Origin of the sequence: Lacisediminimonas sp., assembly GCF_030645335.1 — a bacterium.
Lineage (GTDB): Bacteria > Pseudomonadota > Gammaproteobacteria > Burkholderiales > Burkholderiaceae_D > Lacisediminimonas.
The window spans coordinates 1-11,584 of sequence record NZ_JAUSNH010000179.1 but is presented as its reverse complement, the minus strand read 5'-3'; the positions used below and the strand labels follow the sequence as shown (position 1 = coordinate 11,584).

The window sequence follows — 11,584 nt, the reverse complement described above, 5'->3', positions numbered from 1 at the left end:
ATGTCCTGATGCTGCTCGGGCTGTTCATCGGCTCGGTCAATTACCAGTTGAACATGGGCTTTGCGCTGACTTTCCTGGTCGCAGGCTGCGCGCTGGTGGGCATGGTGCTGACCTTCCGCAACCTGGCATGGCTGACCCTGTCGCCCGGCCGCAGCGCACCGGTATTTGCCGGCGGTGAAGCGCACTTCGATTTGCATCTGGCCAATCGCAGCCGGCACCCGCGCTACGCGATCGACATCGGATTCATCGGCCCCGGCACGGCAGAAGTGGAAACCCTGGTGGATTTGCCGGCTTTCGGCGAATCCGTCGTGCGCCTGTCGACGCCAGCCCCACAGCGCGGCTGGCTGCAAGCGCCGCGCATCCGTCTGCAGACCCGGTTCCCGCTGGGCTTGCTGCGCGCCTGGAGCTATTGGCAACCCGATCTCGCTACCTTGGTCTACCCGCAACCGGAGCCACAAGGCGCACCGCTGCCGGCCAGTGAGATCAGCGCGTCCGATGGCACAGGCACCGCCGGCAGGGACGATTTTGCCGGCGTGCGCGCCTGGCAGGCAGGCGATTCTCCCAGCCGCCTGGCATGGCGGCAGATTGCCCGCATGAACAACGGCGCCCACGGCGCCACGGGACTGGTCAGCAAGCATTTCGAAGGCGGCGTGAACGCCGAACTGTGCATCGACGATTGCACACTGGCCGCGCTGCCGCTGGAACAGCGCTTGTCGCGCATGACACGCTGGGTGCTGGAAGCCGAACAGCGCGGCCTCTGCTACCGCTTCATGTTGGGCGGCACGGTATTTCCCGCATCCCAGGGTCCGGCCCACCAGGCCGAGTGCCTGCGCGCGCTCGCGCTCTACCGGAGCGCATGAGTGAGCCAGCCACCACCAGCGTTTTCCCGCTGGCGCGCACAGGCCAACAGCTTGTCGCGCGAAAAAGTAGACACCCTGTTCCTGATCATTACCTGCGCCCTGATCATGGCGCCGCATGGCGAGCATTTGCCCGGCTGGATCACCCAGGTAGCGGCTGGACTGCTGGTGTGGCGCTGCTGGATCACCTTCCTTGGCGAGCGGATGCCGCCACGCTGGTTGTTGTTGCCTGTTTGCCTGGCCGTGATGCTGGGCGTGCTGCTGACTTACAAGACCATGCTCGGCCGCGACACCGGTGTCGCCATGCTGGTGCTGCTCATTGCATTCAAGCTGCTGGAGATGCATGCCAAGCGCGATGCCTTCGTGGTGGTGTTCCTCAGTTTCTGCCTGATCCTGAGGAACTTTTTTTAGTCGCAAAGCGTGCTCACCACTGTACGGATGGGCGTCGCCGTGGTGCTGGTGCTGACGGTGCAAATATCCTTCCAGTACGCCCAGCATGCGCCGCCCTTGCGAAAGCGGCTGCAACTCGCGGGGGGGATCGTCGGCCTGTCGGTGCCGCTGATGCTGGTGCTGTTCGTGCTGTTTCCGCGCTTCCACGGGCCGTTCTGGGGCATGCCCGGCCAGGGCGACACCGGCACCTCCGGGCTCAGCAACAGCATGGCCCCCGGCAATATCTCCAGGCTGGCCTTGTCCAGCGACGTCGCCTTTCGCGTGCGTTTCACCGACGCCGTACCGCCGTCCGCGCGGCTCTACTGGCGCGGACCGGTGCTCGGCCATTTCGACGGCCGCACCTGGACCGCACTGCCCGCCGGCCGGCTGCCAGCCACAGCAAGCGGACTGCGCACCGCCGGCACTGGCACCCGCTATCGCGTGACCCTGGAACCCACCGGCCAGCAATCGCTGTTCATGCTGGAGATGCCGGCAGCGATGCCGCAGATTAGCGGCCAACTGGTGCGGCTCCAGCCCGACATGCAACTGACCACGCGCAGCGTGATCAACCAGCGGCTACGCTACGACGCGACTTCCTACCTGGACTTCGCCTATCCGGGCGACGAGACCGCGCTTTCGCTGCGCGATTGGGTGCAGTTGCCGGCCGGCTTCAATCCCCAGACGCACCTGCTGGCGGCGCAAATGCTCAGGTCGTCGGAAGATCCCGAGGTGCTGTTGAAACAGGTCCTGGCCATGTTCCGGCAGCAAAATTTTCGCTACACGCTGGCGCCGCCGTTGCTGGGTCAGCACACGGTGGACGATTTTTTGTTCAACACCCGCGCCGGTTTTTGCGAACACTATGCCAATGCATTCGTGGTGCTGATGCGCGCCATGGACATACCGGCCCGGGTCGTCACCGGCTACCAGGGCGGCGAAATGAACCAGCCGGGTGAGTACATGACGATCAGGCAGTCCGACGCGCATGCCTGGGCCGAAGTTTGGCTGGAAGGGCGCGGCTGGGTCCGGATCGATCCGACCGCCGCTGTTGCGCCATCCCGCATAGAAGGCAGCCTGCGCAGCGCCCTGCCGCAGACACTACTGGGCGGCCTGGTCAGCTTCAATGTGGAAGGCCAGGCGTGGGCGAGTGCGATCCGGCAATTGCGCATGAACTGGGACGCGTTGAATAATCGCTGGAACCAGTTGGTGCTGGACTACTCGGCGGGCCGGCAGCGCGACCTGCTCGAAGCGCTCGGCTTCGAGAACCCCGACTGGCGCACCCTGACGGGCCTGATGATGGCCGCCCTGGCCATCGTGATGGCCCTGATCGGCCTGCCGCTGGTGCGCAACCGGCGCCACCGCGACCCACTCGAATTGCTCTATGAACGCTTCTGTCGCAGCCTGCTGCGCCAGGGACAGCAGCCTGCACTGCACGAAGGACCGCAAGGCTGGCGACAGCGACTGCAGGCGACGCACGCCGCGAATCCGGAAAAGCTGCGCGCCTGGTGTGAATTCCTCGCTCTGTACGAAACTATGCGATACGCTCGCCCGCACGACAACAAGCCGGCTGGCGCGCCTGCCCCGGAACACGGCTTGTCCCGCCTCAGGAAATTATTGACTTTATGCCGCTAGATCACCGTCGTCACAGCAACCGTAATCGCCGCCTGCCCTGGCTGGCCTGCCTGCCACTGGCCATCATGCTCGTTTTGCCTGCGCACGAGAGCCAGGCGGCTGAGCGCAAAGCGCGCAAGGCCGTTTTGAAAAAGGTCAGCGCCAGCGCCCAGGAAGCCGGTGAATTCGCTAATTTTTCGCAGTGGAGAGAGGTCGCACCGTTCATCGACAAGATGGTGGAACAGCACCAATTCGAGCGCGAGGAGATACGCGCTGCGCTCGCCAATGTGCGCTTCGTGGAAAAGGCAGTGCAATTGGTCAGGCCCGCGCCACCGGGCAAGCCGAAGAACTGGCAGGCTTACCGCGCCCGCTTCGTCGAGCCGACACGGATCCAATACGGCGTCGATTTTTGGGACCGTCATGCCGACGACCTGGCGCGCGCGCAGGAACAGTACGGCGTGCCGGCGGAGATTATCGTGGGCATCATCGGCGTGGAAACCAGCTATGGCCGCAACACAGGGAATTTCCGCGTGATGGATGCCCTGGCCACGCTCGCATTCGCCTATCCGCAAACGCCGAACCGCGCGGCGCGCATGGATTATTTCCGTGGCGAGCTCGAGAATGTGCTGCTCTACGCCCGCGAGGAAAGGATCGATCCCTTCGCGCTGCTTGGCTCGTATGCCGGCGCAATCGGCTGGCCGCAATTCATGCCGGGAAGCATTCGCCGCTATGCGATCGACTTTGACGGCGACCGCCATATCGACTTGCGCGGCTCTCCCGTGGACGCCATCGGCAGTGTCGCCAATTTTTTGCTGGAGCACGGATGGACGCCGGGCGAACCGACCGCATTTCCGGCAGCCGTCACCGCCAGCGACAGCTGGTCGGATTTCCTGAAACAGGGGCTACAGGCGCTCAACCATGTCGATGAACTCGCCGCGGCCGGCGTCACACCGCTGACCAGCTTGCCCACCGACTTGTTGTATGGATTGGTCGACCTGCAAAACGGCGGGGAGGCGACCGAATACTGGCTCGGCACCAATAATTTTTTCGCGATTACGAAATATAACCGGAGCTATTTCTACGCCATGTCGGTGATCGAGCTTGGCAAATCGGTGCGGGTGGCGCGCGGCAAATGAGCGCAGCCAGTCGCCATCGGTCAGGCCGCAACAGCCGCCGGCGGTAGCGGCGGCCGCGGTCGGCTCCAGGCAAAGCCGACCTGCACCATACCGGCTAATAGTCCGACCCCCACACCAATCTGCCAGGCCGCATTGTAGGAACCCGAGAGATCATAGATCAAGCCACCGCCAAAAGCGCCGGTGAAGCTGCCGATCTGATGACTCATGAACGCCACGCCGCCCAGCATCGCCTGCCAGCGCACGCCAAAAGTTTCGCCGATCCAGCCGAAAATCAGCGGCACGACCCCCAGCCACAGGAAGCCCATGATCGCGGCAAACAGCAGTGTCGAAGCCGGCGTGGGACTGCTCATGAAATACCAGCCCAGCGCGATTGATCGCGCGATATAAATGCCACCCAACAGCATCAGCTTGTTATAGCGGGTGCCGGCCCAGCCGAAAAACAGGCTGCCCAGCACATTGAAACCACCGATCACGCCGAGCGCCTTGGCGCTGAGCATCGGATCCATGCCACAGATTTCCAGATAGGACGGCAGGTGCGTGCTCAGGAAAATCAACTGCATGCCGCAAACAAAGTAAGCCAGCGTCAACACCAGGAAAGACGAATGGCGCAAGGCCGAACCGAGCGCCGCCCGGCCAGTCTGTTCAATACCGCCCGGCGTGGGCGGCACCGGCAGGCGATCGACCCGGCCTGCGACCCAGGCCGCAGGCAACATCAATAGCGCAATCACGACAAACGATGCCGCACCGACGCGCCAGCCATAGCCCTGGGTCAAGGCCTGTCCGATCGGTGCCGCCAGCAGCGCTCCCAAAGAGCCGGCAGCCGACACGAAGCCCAGTACCAGAAGCCGGATTCCCGGCGCAACCGAGCGCGCCGCCACCGCCAGCGAAATGGCGCTGCCGGTACAGGACATGGCCGCACCGATGGCCACGCCAGCGCCAAGGATGACACCGGTGAGTCCCTGTGCCGTGGCCAGCAGGATCAGGCCGACCACATAGCAGGACGCGCCAAGCAGCATCGTGATGCGGAAACCCATCCGTGAAGCCCATGCGCCAGAAATCGGCTGCAGCACACCCCAGGTCAGGTTTTGTACGGCAATGGCGATCGTGAATTGCGCTACCGAGATACCGATGTCACGGGTCAGCGGCTGCAGGAAGATGCCCAGGCTTTGGCGCAGCCCCATTGCCAGGCTCAACACCAGCGATACGCAAATCAGGATGGGAAGGACGGGACGCAGCGATTTGTAATCAGGCATGGTGAAGGCAGTTCATGTTCTTTTATCCGATCGCCTGGGGCCTTCTCCAGCGCGGCGTCCAGCAGAGTGGAAGCGGTGAATCCGCGTTTCCGAGAAGAAATCTTACACGAGAATCGGGGTGACCCTCCGGATCGGAGCACCAGCCACGCCCGATAATCCGCGGCGCGGTCAGGGGCCTGCGCTAAAATCGGCCTTCAATCCGCATTGGGCATCACGCAAAGCGTGCCCTCCACAATGGCAAGCCCGGACATCAGGACAGCAACCATGGTCGACGACAATAACTTGATCAATGACACCCGGCGTTGGGTCGACGAAGCCGTGATCGGGCTTAACCTGTGCCCGTTCGCCAAGGCGGTACAGGTCCGTGGGCAGATACGGTATACCGTCAGCCGCGCCACGGACAGTGAAAGCCTTAGCGCCGACCTGCTGGCCAGCCTGCATGAACTGGCCACAGCCGCGCCTGATGTGCTCGACACCATCCTGCTGATCCATCCGCTGGTACTGGCCGACTTCGCTGATTACAACGACTATCTCGAACTCGTTGACCTGATCATCGAGCAAGCCGAATATGAAGGCGTGCTGCAGGTCGCCAGCTTTCATCCCGACTATCAGTTTGCTGACAGTCCTGCCGACGACCGGGCCAATTTCACCAACCGGTCGCCCTACCCGATGTTGCACTTGCTGCGCGAAGAAAGCATCAGCCGCGCCGTGGATTCCCTGCCCGACCCCTCGTCGGTCTACCTGCGCAATATCGATTTGCTCAGGGAGCTGCCACAGGACCAGTTCGAGCGCATATGGACGCTGCCACCAGACCGCTGAAATATTGACTTGCCTCAATTGACGGCAAAGACGGCTTGTTATGATTGTTTCAAGGAAACTTGCAACATAGAAACTTAACAAAACGTAACCAAGCAGTACTTTTGCTGGGGCAATCCGTAGAATTCAAAGCATCACCGGGCGTAAACAGAGCGCCCGCTCCACGATGCGAGATGGCACTTTATATTGTTTCCAATAGTCAATATAATAACGAAAGAGCAATACCGCGAGCCGCGTACACGCGCCGCGTACCGGTAAAGCTGGTAAGTGCCACTTGTATCCCTTCCGAGCCGTTTTCCGCATTTTGGACTGTTACCCACCATGAATATAGAAACCCCTACCAGCAACCGCCTCGCAGACCAGGTCGCCTACGACCCGAACAACCTGCTCGATTCATTGATCGAGCGTTTGCACCTGAAGAACGATGCCGCCTTGTCGCGCGCACTCGAAGTTGCACCGCCCGTGATCAGCAAGATCCGTCACCGCCGCCTGCCTGTCGGCGCATCGCTGCTGATTCGCATGCATGAAGTCAGCGACTTGAGCATCCGCGACCTGCGCATGCTGATGGGTGATCGCCGTGACAAGTTCCGGATCAGCGACAAGCAGTTCAAGCCGAAGAAAAACGGCGCATCGCTCGACGATTGATCAGCAGCGACATTACGCAGCCAATGCGCAACGGAAATGGCGGGAAAGTTATTTGTTGAAGCAGCGCTGTTGGAGCAGCGCTGTTGAAGCAGCGCTGTTGAAGCAGCGCTGCTGACGCTCCTGCTGCCGGCCCATGTCAAGCCGGAAAAACCCCGGTCGACAGATAGCGGTCGCCACGATCGCAAACAATAAACACAATCGTTGCATTCTCGGTCTCGGCAGAAATGCGCAACGCGACTTCGCAGGCGCCCGCTGCCGATATGCCACAAAAAATTCCTTCCTCGATCGCCATGCGCCGCGCCATTTGTTCGGCGGCAGCCTGGCTGACGTTTTCCACCCGATCCACCCTGGATCGGTCAAAAATCTTCGGCAAGTAGGCTTCCGGCCATTTCCGGATACCCGGAATTTGCGAGCCTTCATCCGGTTGCGCGCCAACCACGCAGATCGCCGGGTTCTGCTCCTTCAGGTAATGCGACACGCCCATGATGGTGCCGGTGGTGCCCATCGCGCTGACGAAATGGGTGACCCGACCTTCGGTGTCATGCCAGATTTCCGGACCGGTCGACTCGTAATGCGAACGCGGATTGTCGGGATTGGCGAACTGGTCGAGGATGATTCCCTTGCCTTCTTTCTGCATTTTCTCGGCCAGGTCGCGCGCGAATTCCATGCCGCCGGTTTTGGGCGTCAGGATGATCTGTGCGCCGTAGGCTGCCATGCTCTGGCGCCGCTCCAGTGAAAGGTTCTCGGGCATCAGCAACACCATCTTGTAGCCGCGCATCGACGCCGCCATCGCCAGTGCAATGCCGGTGTTGCCGCTGGTGGCTTCGATCAGCGTATCGCCGGGCTTGATCTCGCCGCGTTCTTCCGCGCCTTTCACCATCGCCAGTGCTGGCCGATCCTTGACCGAGCCGGCCGGATTATTGCCCTCCATCTTGCCGAGGATGATGTTGTTGCGGGCAGCGGCTTGTTCGCCGGGAATACGCAGCAACTGGACCAGCGGCGTATTGCCGATGGTTTCTTCAATGGTCTTGTAGGATTTGCTTGGCATGATGGTTCGCGGGCGCAGGCCCGGTCGATGAGCGCTTGGAGGATTGCCATTCTAATCGCTGATCGACTGCGATGTGCAAAGCAGGCGCCAACCCGTGTCAGCGACTTGGGCGTTTCTCGCCACGAAGCGTATCCGGCCGGCCTCGGCCGTCTATGGTCAGGCCAGCCTCCGACAAGGCCAGTGCGCGGCGTTCGTCGATGCCTTTTACCCGCCGCTCGAAATCGGGCCAGTCCTTGAACAAGCCGCGCCGTTTGCGTTCTTCAAGTATCGCGCCAGAGATCGTCGGACCGATCCATTTGACGCCATCCAGTGCCGCTTGATCCCCGCGATTTGCATCCACCTGGGCATAAGCCGGCCCTGCCATGCTGATCGCCAAAACAGTAACTTGTATCAATTGTTTGATCATCGAACTCTCCGCAACCGTGCTTGCGCCGCCGGCGGCAGCGCGATGAGAAGAGCAACGCCCGAGCAGGAACGCGGTTGACGCCGTCAGGCGCCTGGCGGGAAAAGTTCGTCGAGGACGACGGTCGCGGTACCCAATTTGCCCACCACGATACCGCCTGCTCGATTAGCGGCCTGTGCTGCGTCGCGTAGCGACATGCCGGCGCCTAACATGGTCGCCAGCGTGGCGATCACGGTGTCGCCGGCGCCTGATACATCGAACACTTCGCGCGTCATTCCGGGAAAGTGCTCGACCGAATCGGCTGTGTACAGCGACATGCCTTCCTCGGAACGGGTCAGCAGTAGCGCATCGAGCTGCAATTGGCTGCGCAGCGCCTGAGCGCGCCGGGTCAGGTCGGCTTCGCTGCTCCAGTTGCCGACGACCTGACGCAATTCGGATTTGTTGGGCGTCAGGACCTGTGCCCCGCTGTAACGGGAAAAATCGTCGCCCTTGGGGTCGACCAGCACCCGCTTGCCGGCGCGATTTGCCGCGGCAATCATGTCGGCGACATTCACCAGGCTGCCCTTGGCATAGTCGGACAATACGATGATGTCGAAGTCCGGCAGCAACGCATTGAACTGCGTGAGCTTGTCGCGCAGCACGATCTCGGTGGGCGGTTCCTCGAAATCGATGCGCAGCAATTGCTGCTGCCTGCCGATCACGCGCAGCTTGATGATGGTCGAGATTGCCGCATCGCGGTTCAGGCAGGAACGGATGCCGGCTTCCTGCACCATCGCTTCCACGGCGTCGCCCGCCTCGTCCTGGCCAACGACGCCGAGCAGGCCGGTGCGCGCGCCGAGCGCCACGGCGTTGCGGGCGACATTGGCCGCGCCGCCAAGCCGCTCTTCACGCCGCTGTACACGCACCACAGGCACCGGTGCCTCTGGCGATATGCGGGTGACTTCGCCAAACCAGTAACGGTCCAGCATCACATCGCCAACCACCAGGATACGGGCGGCAGCGGTGGCGGCGGCGTTGAAGGAAGTCATGCGCTGGTGGTGGCTGCGGAGCGACCGATACCGTGATACTCGATACCGCTGTCGGACATCACGTCAGGCTCGAACAGGTTGCGGCCATCGAAAATGACCGGCGTCTTGAGGCGCCGCTTGATCAAGTCGAAATCCGGGCTGCGGAATGCCTTCCATTCGGTGACGATGATCAGCGCATCGGCGTCTTGCAAGGCGTCGTTGCTGGACTCGCAAAAGTGCACGCGGGACAGCTCGGCCGGCCGTCCGGCGAAATCGATGTCGAGCACGCGCCGGGCCTCTTCCATCGCAACCGGGTCGTACACGGCGACGGTCGCGCCGCGCGACACCAGTTCCTGGATCAGCACGCGCGACGGCGCTTCCCGCATGTCGTCTGTGTTGGGCTTGAATGCCAGGCCCCAGATCGCAAAATGACGGCCACCCAAATCGTCGCCGAAGCGTTCGACCAGCTTGCGGCCAAGGATGAATTTCTGATGGTTGTTGACCTGCTCGACCGCGCGCAGGATCAGCAAGTCCTGGTCGTATTCGCGGGCCGTGCGCTCCAGGGCCTGTACATCCTTCGGAAAGCAGGATCCGCCATAGCCGCAGCCGGCATACAGGAAGCTAAAGCCAATCCGCGGGTCTGACCCGATGCCCTGGCGCACGGCTTCGATGTCAGCGCCAACCCGGTCGGCAAGATTGGCCATCTCATTCATGAATGAGATGCGGGTGGCTAGCATCGCATTTGCCGCATATTTGGTGAACTCGGCGGAGCGTACGTCCATCCAGATGGTTCGCTCGTGATTGCGGTTGAACGGTGCATACAGCTTGCGCATCACGCGACGGGCCTGCTCGCCGCCGTCGCTTTCATCGCAACCGATCACGATCCGGTCCGGGCGCATGAAATCGTCGACGGCCGCCCCCTCTTTCAGGAATTCCGGATTCGACACCACGGAAAACTCCAGTTTTTCAGTGCGCTTGCCGAGTTCCTCGCGGATCGCCGCGCGCACCCGGTCGGCAGTACCCACCGGCACGGTCGACTTGTCGACAACGACCTTGAAATCCGTCATGTAGCGGCCGATATTGCGGGCGGCGGCGATCACGTATTGCAGGTCGGCGGATCCGTCTTCGTCAGGCGGCGTGCCCACCGCGATGAACTGCACGTCGCCATGCGCGACCGCGGCCTCGATGTCGGTCGAGAACTTGAGCCGTCCATAACTGCGATTGCGGGCAACCACCTCGGCCAGGCCAGGCTCATGGATCGGAATGCCGCCGCTGTTGAGCACATCGATTTTCTTTTGGTCCAGGTCCAGGCAAAAAACGTCATTGCCCAGCTCTGCCAGGCAGGCGCCTGTAACCAGGCCAACGTAGCCGGTGCCGATAATTGTTATTCGCATGGATTTTCCAGAATGTTGAGCCTTGGGTCCATCAACTCATGATCGTCAGTTCTTCGGTGCGTCGCGGCGGATAGGTTTCCCACCGGCTGCAACCAGGACACTGCCAATAGAACTGGCGCGCCTTGAATCCACAATGCGTGCATTGATAGCGCGCCAGCTTCTGCGCATAGTTGTGGACCAGGTTGCCCACCAATGCCAATTCTTCGCGCACTTCCTGCTGCGCGTAGCGCTGCCGCGCGGCGAGGAACTTGTCCAGCGCCAGCAAGGTCGGCGTGCGGCGCAGCTCCTCGCTGATCAAGGCATAGCCGGCCTCGATGCCGTCAAGTTCGGTAACGGCCTTGAGCACGACTTCCACCAGGTCGACCGAAGATGCTTCAGCGAGATAGGACTTCAACAGGTTGACGCCCTCCTGCGGCCGGCCGACCGCCTTGTAGCCATCCATCAGGCGCTGCGCGACCAGCGCGACATGCGGCACGCTTTGCTGCTCGACCCGGCGCCAGGCCGCCAGCGCGGCTTCGATATCGCCCTGCGCCAGATAGGCGTCGCCGATCAGCATCGTTGCGCGTACGTTGGTACGGTCGGAGGCCAGCGCGTGCTCCAGCTGGACCAAGGCCCCTTCCGGGTTGGTGCGCACCAGTTCGTCTTGCGCCAGCTCGCAGAAAAACTGCGCAATCTCGCGTTGGCGGGTTCCGGCACCCGAGTCCTGCAATGCCCGTGCCGCCTCGATGGCGCGCGACCAGTCCTTCTCGCGCTGATAAATTTCCAGCAGTGCGCGCCGGGCCTGGGCGCTGTATTGCGTATCGACCAGCAGGTTGAAGGTTTCCTCGGCGCGATCGAGCAGGCCGGCTTTCAGGTAATCCTGCCCCAGCTCATAGCGGGCCTGGATCTGCAGCTCGGGCGGCAAATCGGGGCGCGCCAGCAGGTTTTGATGGACCCGGATCGCCCGTTCGGTCTCGCCGCGACGCCGGAACAGGTTGCCCAGCGCAAA

Annotated in this window: 11 protein-coding genes and 1 pseudogene; 6 read left to right on the top strand and 6 right to left on the bottom strand. The window is 62.0% G+C overall.

The genetic code is table 11. The annotated features are described in order from the left end of the window. The 4 genes and pseudogenes from Q7T64_RS12520 to mltB all read left to right on the top strand — a co-directional run. Positions 1 to 860: DUF58 domain-containing protein (locus Q7T64_RS12520; RefSeq protein WP_304796089.1), on the top strand; the 860-nt coding region annotated here is incomplete at its 5' end. Further along, positions 861 to 1,880, top strand: a pseudogene (locus Q7T64_RS12515) (DUF3488 domain-containing protein); the annotation flags it as partial. It abuts the gene before it with no gap. 108 nt (positions 1,881 to 1,988) lie between these two features. After that, complete coding sequence (locus Q7T64_RS12510; RefSeq protein ID WP_304796091.1) at positions 1,989 to 2,915, top strand: transglutaminase family protein; 927 nt, start codon at positions 1,989 to 1,991, stop codon at positions 2,913 to 2,915. A 65-nt stretch (positions 2,916 to 2,980) separates the two neighbouring features. Then, positions 2,981 to 4,030, top strand: coding sequence for a lytic murein transglycosylase B (gene mltB / locus Q7T64_RS12505; RefSeq protein ID WP_304796087.1), 1,050 nt, complete (start codon positions 2,981 to 2,983; stop codon positions 4,028 to 4,030). A 20-nt stretch (positions 4,031 to 4,050) separates the two neighbouring features. On the opposite strand, the gene Q7T64_RS12500 is transcribed toward mltB, so the two are convergent. Beyond that, positions 4,051 to 5,283: an MFS transporter gene (locus tag Q7T64_RS12500; RefSeq protein WP_304796084.1), complete on the bottom strand. Its 1,233-nt coding sequence runs from the start codon at positions 5,281 to 5,283 to the stop codon at positions 4,051 to 4,053. Positions 5,284 to 5,517: 234 nt separating this feature from the next. On the opposite strand from Q7T64_RS12500, the gene Q7T64_RS12495 reads away from it, so the two are divergent. Beyond that, on the top strand, positions 5,518 to 6,102 hold the full coding sequence (locus Q7T64_RS12495; RefSeq protein WP_304796082.1) for a DUF1415 domain-containing protein: 585 nt from the start codon (positions 5,518 to 5,520) through the stop codon (positions 6,100 to 6,102). Positions 6,103 to 6,420: 318 nt separating this feature from the next. After that, positions 6,421 to 6,744, top strand: coding sequence for a hypothetical protein (locus tag Q7T64_RS12490; RefSeq protein WP_304796080.1), 324 nt, complete (start codon positions 6,421 to 6,423; stop codon positions 6,742 to 6,744). Between the two features lie 136 nt (positions 6,745 to 6,880). On the opposite strand, the gene cysM is transcribed toward Q7T64_RS12490, so the two are convergent. The 5 genes from cysM to Q7T64_RS12465 all read right to left on the bottom strand — a co-directional run. Next, entirely contained in the window at positions 6,881 to 7,792 is a 912-nt protein-coding gene (gene cysM, locus Q7T64_RS12485; RefSeq protein WP_304796078.1) for a cysteine synthase CysM, read from the bottom strand. Positions 7,793 to 7,889: 97 nt separating this feature from the next. Next, on the bottom strand, positions 7,890 to 8,198 hold the full coding sequence (locus Q7T64_RS12480) for a helix-hairpin-helix domain-containing protein (RefSeq protein ID WP_304796076.1): 309 nt from the start codon (positions 8,196 to 8,198) through the stop codon (positions 7,890 to 7,892). A gap of 83 nt (positions 8,199 to 8,281) precedes the next feature. Then, positions 8,282 to 9,223: a D-glycero-beta-D-manno-heptose-7-phosphate kinase gene (gene rfaE1 / locus Q7T64_RS12475; protein ID WP_304796073.1), complete on the bottom strand. Its 942-nt coding sequence runs from the start codon at positions 9,221 to 9,223 to the stop codon at positions 8,282 to 8,284. Then, complete coding sequence (locus Q7T64_RS12470; RefSeq protein ID WP_304796071.1) at positions 9,220 to 10,596, bottom strand: UDP-glucose/GDP-mannose dehydrogenase family protein; 1,377 nt, start codon at positions 10,594 to 10,596, stop codon at positions 9,220 to 9,222. The genes rfaE1 and Q7T64_RS12470 overlap by 4 nt, the downstream gene beginning before the upstream one ends. A 31-nt stretch (positions 10,597 to 10,627) precedes the next feature. Further along, a partial coding sequence (locus tag Q7T64_RS12465) for a lipopolysaccharide assembly protein LapB (protein WP_304796069.1) occupies positions 10,628 to 11,584 on the bottom strand: 957 nt, incomplete at its 5' end.

What these genes read in the sequence shown, in the direction of transcription:
- Q7T64_RS12510 (WP_304796091.1), top strand. Translation starts at nt 1,989, where the DNA reads ATGCTCAGGTCGTCGGAAGATCCCGAGGTGCTGTTGAAACAGGTCCTG.
- mltB (WP_304796087.1), top strand. Translation starts at nt 2,981, where the DNA reads ATGCTCGTTTTGCCTGCGCACGAGAGCCAGGCGGCTGAGCGCAAAGCG.
- Q7T64_RS12500 (WP_304796084.1), bottom strand. Translation starts at nt 5,283, where the DNA reads ATGCCTGATTACAAATCGCTGCGTCCCGTCCTTCCCATCCTGATTTGC.
- Q7T64_RS12495 (WP_304796082.1), top strand. Translation starts at nt 5,518, where the DNA reads ATGGCAAGCCCGGACATCAGGACAGCAACCATGGTCGACGACAATAAC.
- Q7T64_RS12490 (WP_304796080.1), top strand. Translation starts at nt 6,421, where the DNA reads ATGAATATAGAAACCCCTACCAGCAACCGCCTCGCAGACCAGGTCGCC.
- cysM (WP_304796078.1), bottom strand. Translation starts at nt 7,792, where the DNA reads ATGCCAAGCAAATCCTACAAGACCATTGAAGAAACCATCGGCAATACG.
- Q7T64_RS12480 (WP_304796076.1), bottom strand. Translation starts at nt 8,198, where the DNA reads ATGATCAAACAATTGATACAAGTTACTGTTTTGGCGATCAGCATGGCA.
- rfaE1 (WP_304796073.1), bottom strand. Translation starts at nt 9,223, where the DNA reads ATGACTTCCTTCAACGCCGCCGCCACCGCTGCCGCCCGTATCCTGGTG.
- Q7T64_RS12470 (WP_304796071.1), bottom strand. Translation starts at nt 10,596, where the DNA reads ATGCGAATAACAATTATCGGCACCGGCTACGTTGGCCTGGTTACAGGC.